This is a genomic window from Streptomyces sp. NBC_00775 (assembly GCF_036347135.1).
GTDB classification, from domain to species: Bacteria; Actinomycetota; Actinomycetes; order Streptomycetales; family Streptomycetaceae; genus Streptomyces; species Streptomyces lutosisoli.
Genome location: NZ_CP108938.1, coordinates 5645066 through 5660890, shown reverse-complemented (window position 1 = coordinate 5660890; position 15825 = coordinate 5645066). Strand labels below are relative to the sequence as shown.

General features: G+C 70.6%; 13 protein-coding genes and 3 tRNA genes. 9 read left to right on the top strand and 7 right to left on the bottom strand.

Annotation, left to right across the window (positions count from 1 at the left end; all coding sequences use genetic code 11):
- Positions 1-71 precede the first annotated feature (71 nt).
- A complete protein-coding gene (locus OIC96_RS25210; protein ID WP_330305668.1) occupies positions 72-710 on the bottom strand; it encodes a TetR/AcrR family transcriptional regulator in 639 nt (212 codons plus the stop codon).
- 78 nt (positions 711-788) lie between these two features.
- On the opposite strand from OIC96_RS25210, the gene OIC96_RS25205 reads away from it, so the two are divergent.
- On the top strand, positions 789-2273 hold the full coding sequence (locus OIC96_RS25205; protein WP_330305669.1) for an MFS transporter: 1485 nt from the start codon (positions 789-791) through the stop codon (positions 2271-2273).
- Between the two features lie 144 nt (positions 2274-2417).
- On the opposite strand, the gene purL is transcribed toward OIC96_RS25205, so the two are convergent.
- From purL to purS, 3 genes are read right to left on the bottom strand one after another with little or no spacing between them, the layout of a single operon-like run.
- Entirely contained in the window at positions 2418-4676 is a 2259-nt protein-coding gene (gene purL, locus OIC96_RS25200; protein WP_330305670.1) for a phosphoribosylformylglycinamidine synthase subunit PurL, read from the bottom strand.
- Positions 4673-5353 carry a phosphoribosylformylglycinamidine synthase subunit PurQ gene (gene purQ / locus OIC96_RS25195; RefSeq protein ID WP_327429924.1) on the bottom strand — a complete coding sequence of 227 codons (681 nt, stop codon included), beginning with the start codon at positions 5351-5353 and terminating at the stop codon, positions 4673-4675. The genes purL and purQ overlap by 4 nt, the downstream gene beginning before the upstream one ends.
- The gene (gene purS, locus OIC96_RS25190; RefSeq protein WP_005482678.1) at positions 5350-5613 is read right to left on the bottom strand and encodes a phosphoribosylformylglycinamidine synthase subunit PurS; all 264 of its coding nucleotides are present in this window, start codon (positions 5611-5613) and stop codon (positions 5350-5352) included. Before purS ends, purQ begins: the two co-directional genes overlap by 4 nt.
- A gap of 359 nt (positions 5614-5972) precedes the next feature.
- Here purS and OIC96_RS25185 point away from each other — a divergent pair, with 359 nt between their 5' ends.
- The 8 genes from OIC96_RS25185 to OIC96_RS25150 all read left to right on the top strand — a co-directional run bounded on the left by OIC96_RS25185 (position 5973) and on the right by OIC96_RS25150 (position 10766).
- The gene (locus tag OIC96_RS25185) at positions 5973-6290 is read left to right on the top strand and encodes a histone-like nucleoid-structuring protein Lsr2 (RefSeq protein ID WP_330305671.1); all 318 of its coding nucleotides are present in this window, start codon (positions 5973-5975) and stop codon (positions 6288-6290) included.
- Between the two features lie 124 nt (positions 6291-6414).
- Positions 6415-6486, top strand: a tRNA-Gly gene (locus OIC96_RS25180).
- Between the two features lie 80 nt (positions 6487-6566).
- Positions 6567-6642 (top strand) — tRNA-Gly (locus OIC96_RS25175).
- A 161-nt stretch (positions 6643-6803) separates the two neighbouring features.
- Positions 6804-7850, top strand: a complete 1047-nt coding sequence (locus OIC96_RS25170; RefSeq protein ID WP_330305672.1) for an ABC transporter ATP-binding protein — start codon at positions 6804-6806, stop codon at positions 7848-7850.
- 35 nt (positions 7851-7885) lie between these two features.
- Positions 7886-8692, top strand: coding sequence for an ABC transporter permease (locus OIC96_RS25165; RefSeq protein ID WP_330310180.1), 807 nt, complete (start codon positions 7886-7888; stop codon positions 8690-8692).
- A 20-nt stretch (positions 8693-8712) separates the two neighbouring features.
- Positions 8713-10062, top strand: coding sequence for a sensor histidine kinase (locus tag OIC96_RS25160; RefSeq protein ID WP_330305673.1), 1350 nt, complete (start codon positions 8713-8715; stop codon positions 10060-10062).
- Entirely contained in the window at positions 10059-10667 is a 609-nt protein-coding gene (locus OIC96_RS25155) for a response regulator transcription factor (RefSeq protein WP_330305674.1), read from the top strand. Before OIC96_RS25160 ends, OIC96_RS25155 begins: the two co-directional genes overlap by 4 nt.
- Before the next feature lie 23 nt (positions 10668-10690).
- Positions 10691-10766: transfer RNA gene (locus OIC96_RS25150), tRNA-Gly, on the top strand.
- 96 nt (positions 10767-10862) lie between these two features.
- Here OIC96_RS25150 and OIC96_RS25145 read toward each other — a convergent pair.
- The 3 genes from OIC96_RS25145 to OIC96_RS25135 form a co-directional block, all read right to left on the bottom strand.
- Positions 10863-11762, bottom strand: coding sequence for a phosphoribosylaminoimidazolesuccinocarboxamide synthase (locus OIC96_RS25145; RefSeq protein WP_330305675.1), 900 nt, complete (start codon positions 11760-11762; stop codon positions 10863-10865).
- A 182-nt stretch (positions 11763-11944) separates the two neighbouring features.
- Positions 11945-13480, bottom strand: coding sequence for a N,N-dimethylformamidase beta subunit family domain-containing protein (locus OIC96_RS25140; RefSeq protein ID WP_330305676.1), 1536 nt, complete (start codon positions 13478-13480; stop codon positions 11945-11947).
- A gap of 429 nt (positions 13481-13909) precedes the next feature.
- The gene (locus OIC96_RS25135; protein ID WP_330310181.1) at positions 13910-15748 is read right to left on the bottom strand and encodes a hypothetical protein; all 1839 of its coding nucleotides are present in this window, start codon (positions 15746-15748) and stop codon (positions 13910-13912) included.
- Positions 15749-15825 lie beyond the last annotated feature (77 nt).

Here is a 15825-nt window from a genome sequence, read left to right as displayed (position 1 = left end):
CCCCAGGGTTGCCGAAGTTAGCAGCAGTCACTGTCAACACGACGGCGCGGACTGACATCCGTACGGGAACCTCACGCTTTGCGCGCGTAGTCCCCGAGTCCGTGTTCCACCAGTGCGAAGGCCCGCTCGGCGCGCTCGGCGGCGTCGGCCGCGACGGTGTCCACGCTCTCGCCCGCGTCGACGCGGCGGTGGTGCTCCTCGATCAGGGCGTTGCGGGCGGCGCTCAGCATGGCGGCGGCGATCGTGCCGAGCATGAGGTCGCCGGTCTCCTCGGCCAGGGCGGCGGCCAGGTCCCGGGTGCCCTTCTGGGCGGCGAGGAAGGCGCGTTCCATCAGGACCGGGGTCTCCATGACGAGCCCGCGCACCTGGCGGGCGAACGGCTCGCTGTTGAGCCCGACCGCGGGGTCGCGGCTCTCGACCATCTCCAGGAAGTGGCGACGTACGGCTTCCACGGCGGACTCGCCCGGCTGCCGGTCCCGCACGGCGCGGGCCGCGTCGCCGAAGTGCTCCTCCATGGGGAGGAAGACCAAGTCCTCTTTCGTACCGAAGTAGTTGAAGACGGTCATCTTGGAGACCTCGGCGGCGTCGGCGATCTCCTGCACGGAGACGTTGTCGAAGCCCCGTTCGGCGAAGAGCTCGACGGCGGTCCGGTAGATCCGCATCGCGGTCTGCAGCTTCTTGCGCTCACGCAGCCCCATCGCCTCAGCCATGCGGTCACTGTACCAAGGCGAAATTTAATCCCAGATGAAAGATTGACTGGGTACACATTTGACGCCATGGTGGTGCCCATGACCGAGACCCAGCGCAAAATCGGCTTCGTCGTCTGCCTCGTCACGATCGTCCTGGCTGTCCTGGACATGCAGATCGTGTCCGCCGCCACCGTCCCGATCGTCCGGGACCTCGACCCCGACCACGGCATCGCCAAGATCCCTTGGCTGGTCAGCGCGTTCGCGCTGGCGTCGGCCGCGATGCTGCCGCTGTACGGCAAGCTGTGCGACATCCTCGGCCCGAAGCGCGTCTTCACCGGTGCGATCGCCACCTTCCTGCTCGGCTCCGCGCTGTGCGGCGCCGCCCAGTCGATGGACCAGCTCATCGCGGCCCGCGCCGTGCAGGGCCTGGGCGGCGGCGGGCTGATGAGCGTCACGATGGTGGTGATCGCCCACCTCAAGGGCCCGGAGGAGAAGGGCGCTGGCAAGGGCACCAACATGGGCGGACTCGTCGCCGGCGCCGCGATGGCGGTCGGCCCCTGGATCGGCGGCCTGCTGGCGGATCACGCGAGCTGGCGCTGGATCTTCTACGTCAACCTGCCGGTCGGCCTCGCGGTCCTCGCCGCCTCCGCCTTCGCCCTGAAGCTCCCCGCACACCCTGTGCGCCGCCCGCTCGACTACGCCGGCGCCGCGCTCGCCGCCGCGTTCTCCAGCACGTTGCTCCTGGTCACCGACTGGGGCGGCAAGAAATACGCCTGGTCGTCGCCGGCCGTCCTCGGCCTGATCGCCGTCGTGGCCGTCACGCTCGCCCTGTTCCTGTGGCGACAGCTGAGGGCGGCCGAACCCGTCCTCCCCCTCTCCCTGTTCCGCATCCGCGAACTACGCCTCGGCTTCGCCATCCAGGCGATCATGGGCGGCGCGATGATGGGCGCCATCTACTACGTGCTCATCTACCTCCAGGTCGTCCGCGGCATCACCAGCTCCTCCGCGGGCCTCTACCTGCTCCCGATGGCCGTCGGCATGTCGGCGACCGGGCTGCTCTCCGGCCCGCTCACCGCGCGCGGCTGGACGGCACGGACCTTCACCGTCAGCGGCACGGCCACCACCGCCCTGGCGTTCGTGCTCCTGGCCACGACCACCGGTCCCGACACCTCGCTCTGGCTGATCCGCGCCGAACTCCTGCTGGTCGGCGCCGGGTTCGGGCAACTGCTCGGCCAGCTGATCCTGCTCGTCCAGGACGCGGCCCCACGCCACCAGCTCGGCGTCGCCACCACGTCCATCCGCTACTTCCAGTCCCTCGGCAACGCCCTGGGCGCCGCCCTCTTCGGCACCGTCCTGGCCCGCCTGTACGCCACCCGCGGCCCCGGCGGCGACATCAGCACCCTCGCCCGCCTGACCGGCACCGCCCACGCCGACGGCGTACACGTGTTCATCGACGCGACGAGCGTGGTGTTCTGGTGCGGTGCCGGCCTGATGGCGCTCGCCGCCGCGCTCGCGCTGCGGCTGCCCAGGTCCGCTCCCCCGCAGGCCACTCCGGAGCCGGCGAAGGAACCGGTCGCCGCATGACGAAGGCCCCGCATGACGAAGGCCCCGCATGACGAAGGCCCCGCATGACGAAGGCCCCGCATGACGAAGGCCCCGCCCGTTGGGAACGGGCGGGGCCTTCGTCGTCGTACGACTGCCTACTGCTTACTGCTCACTGCTGTTCGCTTACGCGAGCAGCGCCGGGATCGTGCCCTCGTGCGCCGTGCGCAGCTCCTCCAGGGTGAGCGCGAACTCGCCCTGGACGTCGACCGTGTCTCCGTCGACGACGCCGATGCGGGTGACCGGCAGGCCCCGCGCACCGCACATGTCGTTGAAGCGGAGCTCCTCCGAGCGCGGGACGGCGACGACCGCGCGGCCCGCCGACTCCGAGAAGAGGAAGGTGAACGCGTCGAGACCGTCGGGGACGATCAGCCGCGCACCCTTGCCGCCCTGCAGCGCCGACTCGACCACGGCCTGGACCAGACCGCCGTCGGACAGGTCGTGCGCGGAGTCGATCATGCCGTCGCGGGAGGCCGAGATGAGGATCTCGGCGAGCAGCCGCTCGCGCTCCAGGTCGACCTGCGGAGGCAGACCGCCGAGGTGGTCGTGGACGACCTGCGACCAGGCCGAACCGCCGAACTCCTCGCGGGTGTCACCGAGGAGGTAGAGCAGCTGCCCTTCCTCCTGGAAGGCGACCGGCGTACGGCGGGCGACGTCGTCGATGACGCCCAGCACGGCCACGACCGGGGTCGGGTGGATGGCCGCCTCGCCCGTCTGGTTGTAGAGCGAGACGTTGCCGCCGGTCACCGGGGTGCCCAGCTGCTGGCAGGCGTCGGCGAGACCGCGGATGGCCTCGGCGAACTGCCACATGACGGCCGGGTCCTCGGGCGAGCCGAAGTTCAGGCAGTCGGAGACGGCGAGCGGCTTGGCGCCGGTCGTCGCCACGTTGCGGTAGGCCTCCGAGAGCGCCAGCTGCGCGCCCGCGTACGGGTCGAGCTTCGCGTAGCGGCCGTTGCCGTCCGTCGCGATGGCGACGCCGAGACCGGTCTCCTCGTCGATGCGGATCATGCCCGAGTCCTCGGGCTGCGCCAGCACCGTGTTGCCCTGCACGAAGTGGTCGTACTGGGAGGTGATCCAGGACTTGGAGGCCTGGTTCGGGGAGGAGACCAGCTTGAGGACCTGGTCCTTCAGCTCGTCCGACGTCGCCGGTCGCGGAAGCTTGTTGGCGTCGTCCGCCTGGAGGGCGTCCTGCCATTCCGGACGGGCGTACGGGCGCTCGTACACGGGGCCCTCGTGCGCCACGGTCCGCGGGTCGACGTCGACGATCTTGCCGCCGTGCCAGTAGATCTCCAGGCGGTCTCCGTCCGTCACCTCACCGATGACGGTGGCGATGACGTCCCACTTCTCACAGATCTCCAGGAACCGGTCGACCTTCTCCGGCTCCACGACCGCGCACATGCGTTCCTGCGACTCGCTCATGAGGATTTCCTCGGGCGAGAGCGTGGAGTCGCGCAGCGGTACGTCGTCGAGGGTGACGCGCATGCCACCGGAGCCGTTCGAGGCGAGCTCGGACGTCGCGCAGGACAGACCGGCCGCGCCGAGGTCCTGGATGCCGACGACCAGCTTCTCCTTGAAGGCCTCCAGGGTGCACTCGATGAGGAGCTTCTCCTGGAAGGGGTCGCCGACCTGGACGGCCGGGCGCTTCGACGGCTTGGCGTCGTCGAAGGTCTCGGAGGCCAGGATCGAGGCGCCGCCGATGCCGTCGCCGCCGGTGCGGGCGCCGTACAGGACGACCTTGTTACCGGTGCCGGACGCCTTCGCGAGGTGGATGTCCTCGTGGCGCATGACGCCGATGGCGCCGGCGTTGACCAGCGGGTTGCCCTGGTAGCAGGCGTCGAAGACGACCTCGCCGCCGATGTTGGGCAGACCCAGGCAGTTGCCGTAGCCGCCGATGCCGGCGACGACGCCCGGGAGGACGCGCTTGGTGTCGGGGTGGTCGGCCGCACCGAACCGCAGCGGGTCGACGACCGCGACCGGGCGGGCGCCCATCGCGATGATGTCGCGCACGATGCCGCCGACGCCGGTGGCCGCGCCCTGGTAGGGCTCGACGTACGACGGGTGGTTGTGCGACTCGACCTTGAAGGTGACCGCGTAGCCCTGGCCGACGTCGACGACACCGGCGTTCTCACCGATGCCGACGAGCAGGGCGTCGGACTGGGGGGCCTTCTCGCCGAACTGGCGGAGGTGGACCTTCGAGGACTTGTACGAGCAGTGCTCGGACCACATGACGGAGTACATGGCGAGCTCGGCGCCGGTGGGCCGGCGGCCGAGGATCTCGACGACGCGCTCGTACTCGTCCTTCTTCAGGCCCAGTTCGGCCCAGGGCAGCTCGACGTCGGGGGTCGCGGCCGCGTTCTCGACCGTGTCCAGAGGCGTGCGGCTCATGCGTTGACCAGCTTCTTGAGGATCGAGGTGAAGAAGGGGAGGCCGTCGGTGCGGCCGGTCCCGACCAGCGGCTCGACGGCGTGCTCCGGGTGCGGCATCAGACCGACGACGTTGCCCGCCTCGTTCGTGATGCCGGCGATGTCGCGGAGGGAGCCGTTCGGATTGAAGTCCACGTAACGGAAGGCGACCCGGCCCTCCGCCTCGAGCATGTCGAGCGTGTGCTCGTCGGCGACGTACCGCCCGTCCATGTTCTTCAGCGGGATGTGGATCTCCTGGCCGGACTCGTAGTCGGCCGTCCAGGAGGTCTCCGCGTTCTCCACCCGCAGCTTCTGGTCGCGGCAGATGAAGTGGAGGTGGTTGTTGCCGAGCATCGCACCGGGGAGGAGGTGCGCCTCGGTGAGGACCTGGAAGCCGTTGCAGATGCCGAGGACCGGCATTCCGGACTTCGCCTGCTCGATGACGGTCTCCATCACGGGCGAGAAGCGCGAGATGGCGCCGGCCCGGAGATAGTCGCCGTACGAGAAACCGCCGGGGAGCACCACGGCGTCGACCTGCTTGAGGTCCTTGTCCTTGTGCCAGAGGGCGACGGGTTCGGCGCCGGCGAGCTTGATGGCTCGCTGCGTGTCCCGGTCGTCGAGGCTGCCGGGAAAGGTGACGACTCCAATACGAGCGGTCACTTTCCTGCCTCCGCGACTTCTTCGACCTTGACGGTGAAGTCCTCGATCACGGTGTTGGCGAGGAAGGATTCCGCCAGTTCATGGATGCGGGCGAGCGCGGCGTCGTCCACCGGTCCGTCCACTTCCAGTTCGAATCGCTTTCCCTGACGTACGTCGGAGACACCTTCGAAACCGAGACGCGGCAGTGCACGCTGCACCGCCTGGCCCTGGGGGTCGAGGATCTCCGGCTTGAGCATGACGTCGACTACGACGCGTGCCACTGGCACTCCCGGTGTGTGGTGCTGAGCAGGTCCCTTCAGACTACCTGCACAAAATTTCTACTCGCGTAGATTCGTAGAATCCTACGTGACCCCGATCACGATCCCGCATCGACGCGGGGACCTGCACGGAAAATCCTGGGAAAAACCGCAGAAGAACGGCAGGACCCCATTGCCCTCGGACACGCGGAAGGATTTAGTCGGGCTTCACAATGCAATGCCGGGCACTGTACAAATGAATTGGCAATAGCCGATACTTTGCCCAATAACAGCCGGACAGTCGACATCTCCCCGACAACTCCGTGACGTCTGCGCACGTCATGACTTGATCGCAGAGATGTCGCACGAAGGGACCGATATTCGTGGCGCAGCGTGTCGTGGTCACTCTCTCTGACGACATCGACGGCTCAGAAGCGGCGGAAACGATCGTCTTCGGACTGGACGGCAAGTCGTACGAGATCGACCTCAATCCAGCCAATGCCAAGAAACTGCGTAAGGCGCTCGCGCCCTACCTTGAGGCCGGCCGCAAGCAGTCCAAGTCCGGGAAGGCGTACACGCACACCGCGCTGACCCCCGACCCGGCCGCCGTCCGCGCCTGGGCCCGCTCCAACAAGATGGACGTGCCGCCGCGCGGCCGCATCCCCAAGAAGGTCTACGAGGCGTTCGCCGAGGCGCACTGACCCCCTCGCTCCGGCCGGCCATCCGCCCCTGGGAAGAACCGACTTGCGCTGACCCCCGTCTGATCAGCTAGAGTCTGGAACACGCCGAGGGGCAAGGCCGAAAGGACGAACCCCAAGGAGTCATGCGGGTGTAGTTCAGTAGCAGAACATCCCCCTTCCAGGGGGAAGGCGCAGTGTGCAATTCCTGTCACCCGCTCTGCAACCCCTTACCGACCACTCTTGTGGATCAGGTAGGGTGGTGCTCGCACCGATCGGTGAAAGCCGGTCGGGGGCAATGCGGACGTAGCTCAGTTGGTAGAGCGCAACCTTGCCAAGGTTGAGGTCGCGAGTTCGAGCCTCGTCGTCCGCTCCAGCACGAAGGCCCCGGTCATGGACCGGGGCTTTTTGCTGTGCCCATCTCTGTACGTCTCTCCGTACGTCTCTCCGTACGTCTTCGGCGCATCTGACATTTGTCATGCGGAGTGATGACACCGCGCACTGCTGCGGGGCCCCCTCCGCGGCGACGCTGATTTCATGAACACGAGCGAGCACGACGAGCACGATGACGTGATTGAGGTCACTGATCTGCGCCGTGTGTACGGGGGAGATCGGGGAGGCCGCGGAGTCGGCGGAGCTTTTGAAGCGGTCCGCGGAGTCAGCTTCTCCGTCGGCCGCGGTGAACTCTTCGCCCTGCTGGGCACCAACGGCGCGGGCAAGACATCCACGGTCGAGCTGCTTGAGGGCCTCGCGCCCCCGGCCGGCGGGCGGGTGCGGGTCCTCGGCCACGATCCGTACCAGGAGCGGGCGGCCGTACGGCCCCGGATCGGCGTGATGCTTCAGGAAGGCGGCTTTCCCTCCGAGCTGACGGTCGCGGAGACCGTACGGATGTGGGCGGGCTGCACGAGCGGCGCGCGACCCACCGCGGAAGCCCTGGACCTGGTCGGCCTGACACGGCGGTCCGGCGTACGGGTGAAGCAGTTGTCCGGGGGCGAGAAGCGGCGCCTGGATCTGGCGCTCGCGCTCCTCGGCCGCCCCGAGGTCCTCTTCCTCGACGAGCCGACGACCGGACTCGACGCCGAAGGACGCCGGAGCACCTGGGAGTTGGTGCGCGAACTGCGCGACGGCGGTACGACGGTGCTGCTGACCACGCACTACCTGGAAGAGGCGGAGGAGCTGGCCGACCGGCTCGCGATCCTCCACGAGGGGCACATCGCGGCCTCCGGCACCCCGGCCGAGGTGACCGCCTCCCAGCCGTCCCGGATCTCCTTCGAACTGCCCGACGGCTACTTTCTCGGGGACCTGCCCCCGCTCGCCGAACTCGGCGTGAGCGACCACGAGACGACGGGCCGCGTCATCAAGCTGCGCACCGACGAGCTCCAGCGAACCGCCACCGCACTACTGCTGTGGGCCGAGCGGGCTCGCGTCGAGCTGCGGGGGCTCGATGTGCGGTCGGCCTCGCTGGAGGAGGCGTTTCTGCGGATCGCGCGGAGCGCGGCGGCGGGCAGTGCGGGTGCGCGGGAGCGGGAGACCACGGGGCACGGGGCCGGTGCGAGCACGAGCACGAGGGGGACGGTGGCATGAGCGGCGCGACAGTCACGAACGATGTGGGTACGGGGATGGGGACGGGCAGGGGCAGGGGTACTGGTTCCGGTTCCGGTACGACCACGGCCGCGGGGCGCATGGCCGCGCTGGCGCGTGCCGAGCTGACCCTGCTGGGCCGTACGAAGGCGACGCTCGCCGCCGCCGTGTTCGTGCCGCTGACCTTGCCGTTCAGCCTTCGCGGGACGGTCGACCAGATGGATCTGAAGGGCACCGGGCTAACGGTCGGCTCGGTCATCGTGTCGTCGTCCGTCGGCTTCTCGCTCCTCTTCGCGGTCTACTGCTCGCTGGTGAGCGTGTACGCGGCCCGCCGCGAGGAGCTCGTCCTCAAACGGCTGCGCACCGGGGAACTGCGGGACGCCGAGATCCTCGCGGGCGCGGCCCTGCCCTCGGCCGCGATCGGCCTGGTGCAGTGCCTGGTCCTGACGGTCGCGTGCGCCGCGCTCCTGGACGTCGGGGCGCCCGAAGCACCCCATTTCGCCATCCTGGGGCTGCTGTTGGGCCTGGCGATGTGGCCCCCGCTCGCGGCGGTCACCGCGAACTTCAGCAAAAGCGTGGAGGGCGCGCAGGTCGCCGCCATGCCCCTGATGCTGCTCTCCCTGATCGGCTCGGGCACCTTCATCCCTCTCCAGTTGATGCCCGACGGGCTGGCCTCGGCCTGTGAACTGCTGCCCCTGACCCCGGTGATCACCCTGATCCGCGGCGGCTGGACCGGTGGCCTCTCCGCGCACGACGCCCTCGGCGCCCTCGCCACAGCGGTGGCCTGGACCGTGCTCGCGGTGTTTGCTGTACGACGGTGGTTCCGCTGGGAGCCGCGGCGGTGAGCGGGGGCGCGGTGGTGGGGATGAGCAGGCCCGGGAGCTGGTGCCGGCGCAGAAGCCGGCCGGGGGCTGGTGACGGCGACAGCAGGCCAGGCGGCTGGTGGCGGCGCAAGAGCACGCCGGCGAAGGTCGAGACGTACACGCGCTGGTCGTTCCACTTCTTCGCCGTGATCGAGATCGCCGCGGTCGGGCTCGCGGCCTTCGCGCAGGTGGGGACCCGGCTCGCGACCTGGCTGTGCCTGATGGTGTGCGTACACGCGCTGCTCTGTGCCGTGACCGCGTCCCGGGCGCTCGACTGGACGCGCGGCCGCCGTCAGCAGCCGGTACGCCTCATGTGTGTGCTCGGCGGGGTCACCGCGGTGATCGCGAACGTCGCGCTCGCCCTCGCGGAGCGCGGTCCCGGCGGCGCGGGCGCCGACACCGCGGCGGGCTCGGTGTTCGGGGGCGTACTGACCTTCGGCGCGGGCACCCTCGCGCTCGGCGTCCGCAACCGGCGCCGTGTCCTGGCGATCGTGGCGGGCTTCGCGATGGGCGCCGGAATCTTCGCGTTCCCGCTGGGCGTGCCAGGGCCCGCCGCGCTCGGCACGGCGGTCGCGGTGCTGGTCGGCGCCGGGTTCCTCGCCTTCACCTCCGTCTTCTCCGTCTGGCTGCTCAACGCCGTCTACGAACTCGACGCGGCCCGCGAGACCCGCGCCCGCCTCGCCGTCGCCGAGGAACGGCTGCGCTTCGGGCGCGATCTGCACGACGTGATGGGCCGCAATCTCGCGGTGATCGCTCTGAAGAGCGAGCTCGCCGTGCAGCTGGCCCGGCGCGGGCGGCCCGAGGCCGTGGACCAGATGACCGAGGTCCAGCGGATAGCGCGGGAGTCGCAGCGCGAGGTGCGTGAGGTCGTACGGGGTTATCGGGAAGCCGACCTCGGAACCGAACTCGCGGGCGCCCAGAGCGTGTTGACGGCCGCCGGCATCGACTGCGAGGTCGGCGGCTCGGCGACCGGGCTGCCCGCGCAGGTCCAGTCGGCGCTCGGCTGGGTCGTACGGGAGGCGACGACGAACGCGCTGCGGCACGGGGACGCCGGGCGGTGTGCGGTGTCGCTGCGGGTGGCGGAGGGGCGGGTGACCTTGAGCGTGGAGAACGACGGGGTGCCGGACGCGGAGTCCGGCACCGCCGAGCCGGTGAAGGGATCCGGCCTCGCCGGGCTGCGGGAGCGGCTGAGCGAGGTGGACGGCGTACTGCGGGCCGGGCCGGCCGGCGGCGGACTGTTCCGTCTGACCGCCGATGTGCCGCTGCCCCCGGCCCCTGAACCCGCCCGGCGCCCGGAACCGGGATCGCTGAAGTCCGCCGTCCCGCACCCTGTGAGTGAGGCCACCCCGTGACCGTACGACTGCTGCTCGCCGACGACGAGCATCTGATCCGGGGTGCGCTCGCCGCGCTGCTCGCCCTGGAGGACGATCTGGTCGTGGTGGCCGAGGCGGCGACCGGGCCCGAGGCGCTGGCGATGGCGCGGGCGCACGAGCCCGATGTCGCCGTGCTGGATCTTCAGATGCCGGGGGCGGACGGTGTGAGGGTGGCCACATCGCTGCGAGCCGAACTGCCCGGCTGCCAGGTGCTGATCGTGACGAGTCATGGGCGGCCGGGGCATCTGAAGCGGGCGCTTGCGGCTGGTGTGCGCGGGTTCGTCCCGAAGACGGTCAGTGCGCAGCGGCTCGCCGAGATCATTCGTACGGTGCATGCGGGAAACCGCTATGTGGACCCGGAGTTGGCCGCCGACGCGATCTCCGCCGGGGACTCGCCGCTGACCGTGCGCGAGGCCGAGGTGCTGGAATTCGCCGCCGACGGGGCGCCCGTCGCGGAGATCGCCGAGCGGGCCGCGCTGTCCCAGGGGACCGTACGGAACTATCTGTCGTCGGCCGCGACGAAGCTCGGGGCGGAGAACCGCCATGCGGCGGTGCGGCTCGCGCGGGAGCGAGGTTGGGTATAGTTGGCCTCGCGCCACGGCGCAGTGCGGACGTAGCTCAGTTGGTAGAGCGCAACCTTGCCAAGGTTGAGGTCGCGAGTTCGAGCCTCGTCGTCCGCTCCATAACGAAGAAGCCCCTGACCCTTCCGGGTCGGGGGCTTCTTCGTGTCTCTCGCCGTGTATGTCTTCGTGTCTGTCTTCGTGACTCTCCTGGCGTCCTCAGCTCCAGCTGTTGCCGGTCAGACGCTCGTACGCCTCGATGTACTTGGCGCGGGTCGCCTCCACGACGTGCGGGGGCAGCGCGGGCGGCGGCTGCTCGCTCTTGCGGTCCCAGCCGGACTCGGGGGAGGTCAGCCAGTCGCGGACGTACTGCTTGTCGAAGGACGGCTGGGCGTGGCCCGGCTCCCACACGTCGGCGGGCCAGAAGCGGGAGGAGTCCGGGGTCAGCACCTCGTCGGCGAGAATCAGCGTCTCGCCCTCGTAGCCGAACTCGAACTTGGTGTCCGCGAGGAGGATCCCCCGGTCGCGGGCGATGTCACGGGCGCGGCTGTAGACGGCGAGGGTCGCCTGGCGCAGCTGGGCCGCGGTGTCGGCGCCGACCTGGCGGGCGACCTCCTCGTACGACACGTTCTCGTCGTGCTCGCCGACCGCCGCCTTGGTGGCGGGGGTGAAGATCGGCGCGGGGAGTTCCGAGCCGTCGACCAGGCCCTCAGGGAGGGCGAGGCCGCAGACGGTGCGGGACTGGTTGTACTCGACCAGGCCGGAGCCGGTGAGGTAGCCGCGGGCGACGCACTCGACCGGGGCCATCCGCAGGGACTTGCAGATCAGGGTGCGGCCGGCCCAGTCGTCGGGGGCGCCCGGCGGGAGTTCGGCGCTCAGGACGTGGTTGGGGACCAGGTCGGCGAGCTGGTCGAACCACCACAGGGAGAGCTGGGTGAGCGTGCGGCCCTTGTCGGGGATCTCGGTGGGGAGCACCCAGTCGAAGGCGGAGATGCGGTCGCTGGCGACCATCACGAGGTCGCCCGCCTCGTTCTGGTACAGGTCGCGCACCTTGCCGGTGTGCAGATGTACCAGACCCGGCACCTGAAGGGGCTCGGGCTTTTCGACGAATCCGGACACGGTTCCTCCCCGTGGTTCTGTCCAATTGGCTTGATTCTCCCGTATGCGGGGAGTGGCTTTGGCCAGGGGGTGTGTGAGGTGCGCGCGGGGGTGCGTGGGGGCCCGTTGTGGCGATGGCTTGCGGGGGAAGCTGTGGGGGTGGCTTCTGAGGGTGGCCTGTGGGGGTGCGGGGATGTGCTTCCTCAGTCGTGTTTGCAGATGCGGTCGAGGAGGTTGGCCGTAGCTCGCTGGACACGGGTGTCGACATGGCCCGGGCGGTCCAGGGCCGGGGACCATGCGAACGTTCCGGACGCGAAGACCAGGGCGCCGGACGGGGCCCGGTAGAGGGAGGTCTCCTGGTGACGGACGGCGCCCTCGCTGTCCCGGTACGGGGAGTGGGCCAGGAGGATACGGCCCTGGTGCTCGGGGAGCGGGGTGCGCGGGAAGTAGCGGTCGGCCTCGCCCGCGACCATGCCCTCCAGTTCGTCGCCCTCCTGGGCGCCGGTCGCCTCCCACAGCCAGTGATCGGAGTTGCGGACGACCAGCGGGTGGGGCTCGGGGACTGTTCCCGCGTATTGGATGCCGATGAGTTGCTGCTCAGGGCGGTCGATTTCACGCCACAGGGCCGGTTTGCCGGGGCCCCTGCGCTTGCGGCAGGTCAGCAGGCGGTCGGCGACGCCGGACGGGGACGGGCCCAACTCCACCTGCCAGTACATGGTGTTGGCGGAGAGGAAGACGAGCGAGGTGCCGTGTTCGCGGGCGAGTTCCGTGGTGCGGCGCATCTGCGTCGACCAGTACTCGTCGTGGCCCGGGAAGACGAGGCCGCGGTAGCGGGTGGGGTCGACGCGGCCGGCGTGCAGATCGCGGGCGTCGGCGTAGGCGAGGTCGTAGCCGTAGCGCTCGGCCCAGCGGATGAAGTCGTAGGCGTGGCCTACGTGGAGGGGGAGCCCCGCGCCCGCGTACGGCCGGTCGAAGGAGACCGTCGTCGCGGCGTCGGACTCGCCGAGCAGCCGGCCTTCCTCGTCCCACGCGTGGTACAGGCTGGCGCCGGTGTGGCCGTCCTCCGGGTACAGGTTGTACGCCTGCCAGGTGATGTCCGGGAGCAGGAGGAGCAGGTCGGCGGGGTGGTTGTCGCGGATGGTGAACGGGACGTGGGAGCGGTATCCGTCGGCGGTGGTGAGGACGGCGACGTACGCGCCGATGCTCCAGTAGGTGGGGATCTGGAGCCGCCAGGAGAGCCACCAGTGGTGGCAGGAGACGGTGCGGTCGGCGGTGAGCGGTGGGGGTTGGACGATGCCGGAGAGGCGGGGGCTGGTGGTGATCTTGGATGCCCCGTCACCTCCGTAGTGGCCGATCCGGTAGATGTCGACGCTGAATTCCTGGGGCGGGTCGACGGTGATGTGGAAGTCGATGGCCTCGCCGGGGGCGGCTGCGCCGGTGGAGGTGAACCCCTTGATCTGGCGGTGGACGTCGTCGGCGGAGCGGGGGCCTCCGGCTCGGGGGTGGGGGATGGCTCGCTTGGCCTGGGCCTTGGTGTCGCGGTCGTCGCGGGCGTCGCGTACGAGGGTGGCGCCCGGGGTGTTGTCGATGTGGTCGATGTACCAGGGGACGACGTGGCCGGTGTCGTCGAAGTAGTGCTCGTCGCCGCGGAGCCACGGGACGGGGCCCTGGCCGAAGGGGTCCGTCACGGCGTGCGCGAGTGCTCCCGACTCCCAGCGGCGAATCTGCTCCGACCCCATGCCTGCTCCCCTCCCTCTCGCCCCCGTCATCCTTGTAAGCCCTTGCCTTGTGCGCGATCGGTCCCAGCACATCACATTACGCACGCACTCCGTCACCGTTCGTCGCGAATTGGCGTGAGTGGAACAGAGGGTTCCGCCTTGGGGGTGGGTTCGCTGGGGGTTCGTTGCGGGTCGGGGCCGTGTCACACTCGCCCCCGCCGCCCCTACCCGTCCCATCCCCAGGGGCTCCGCCCCTTCGACCCCGGGGGTTGTGTTTCGGCTGCGGGCCGGTGGGGGCCGTTCGCGCAGTTCCCCGCGCCCCTAAAAGGGGCGCGGGGAACTGCGCAATCTTTTAAGCGGGGGTCTGGGGGCGCAGCCCCCAGGAACGGGATGGGACGGGTAGGGGCGGCGGGGGCGAAGAACCGCCCGGGCGCACCCGGGGGTGGTGCGTCAGACGAGGCGGACCGGCTTCTCCGCGCGGACGCCGAGGTGGCGGAGCCAGTCGCGGAGAGGCGTGGGGTCACCCGTTTCGACGAGGGTCACGACACGCGGTCCAAGATCGGCGGCACGTTCGCCGTCGACGAAGAGGGACGGACCGTCGAGCCAGTCGAGCCCCGGCATCGCCCCCGCGGTGTCCATCGCGGCACAGCACACCATCGCCGTGACATGGTCGGCCAGCAGCTCCCGCCCGGTCCGGGGCGGCTGGAGGGGGAAGAGGGGAAGCACCCCGTCGTCCCAGAGGGCCCGGTCGGGGCCCTGCTGCTCCGTGCCCCCGGCCGACGCGGGCGCCACGGCCGGCGCCGACGCCTCCTCGCGGGCCAGCTCCGCGGTGAGCCCGGCCGCGAGCGCGGCTGTCCGCTCGTTCCCAAGGCCGAGATCCGCGTCGTCCTCGTCCTCGGCCATCCCCTTGTACGCGTCCGCACGGTGCGTGGCGAGGGCGTCCGAGTCCGGGCCCGGCGCCGCTCTGTCCTCCGGCGGCGAGGACAGGTGGTCCATCACCCGCGCCAGCGTCGGACCGTTCGCGTCGGGCGCCGCCGGGTCCGTGGAGTGCCGCACGCCCAGCGCGTCCAGCACCCGGTGCAGGCGGGCCGCGTCGGTGCGCCATTTGCGGTCGACGACCTCGTCCGGGTAGTCCTGCCAGTCGACCGGCGCCCAGTCGGGGCCGGGCTCGGCGGGGCCGCCGTGGAAGAGGCGGGCGGCGAGGAGCGAGGCCGCCTCGTCCACCGTGCCAGGCTCTTCGAGCAGGTCACAGGCGGGGCGCTCGCCGAGGCGGGAGGTAAAGCCCTCGGCCAGGCGGTCGCGGCGGGACAGCTCGGTGAGGGCAGCGACCACGCCGACGTCCAGCCGGGACGGCCAGCGGCCCATCCGCCAGGCGGGCAGCGCGACGCGGGTCAGGAGCCGGTCCCAGCCCGCGTAGGCGAGACCCACCTGCTCCTGCGCGACGATCCGCAGACCGTAATCCACAGCCTGTGCACGCTCGGCCGCGGCGGCCGCCACTCCTCGCTCCATCTCGGCCGCGTGGCCACGGCAGCTGCGCAGCAGAAGGCGGGTCACCCAGCCGACGCCGCCGAGGACTGCGCGGGACAGCGGTCCGCGCTTCGGCGCCGAGGTCACGGCCACGGCCGCGTCCAGACCCCGTACGAAACGGCGGGCTGCGGCTATGTCGGGGTGCGCCGAGGGACCCGTACCGGCGACGACCGGGGCGAGGACCGCGCGCAGTTCACCGACCCGCATCCACCACAGGAAGGGGGAGCCGATGACGAGGACGGGGGCGGAGGGGGCGCGGCGGGGCCCTGTCGACAGCCCTCGTACGCCACGGGTCCCCGCTCCGCGTATGCCTCGCATGCCGTCCGGCTTGTCTCCGCCCGCTGAACGGGGCGGGCCGTGCGCCGGGTGGGTGCGGTCCTCCAGCCAGCTGTCGCAGTCCGGGGTGAGCGCTATCGCCGACGGGGCCGGGACGTCGAGGCGGTCGGCCAGGTCGCGGACCATGCGGTAGAGATCGGGGGCCGATGCCTCGGTGATCGGGACCGTGGGGCTCACGGCGGGCCGCGCGCGGGCGACGACGAGCGCGATGCCCGCGGCCGCGAGGAGGACGAGGGCGGCGAGGATCGTCACGATCCAGCGGGTCGTACCCCAGCTTCCGCCGGTGATGTGCCCGGTGGAGCCGCCGACGAGCAGCACGACGGCGACGGCCGCGGGCAGCAGGGCTACGGCCAGCGCCCTGCTGCGGATGCGCAGCACGGCGAGAGCCCGGGACCGCGCGGCCTGCGCGCCCACGTCCACACCCATACCGGTCACGACCGGACGTCACCCCCTACGGTCCGCCGGGCGCGAGCTGTCTCACAGCTCGTGCCGACGGATGTCCT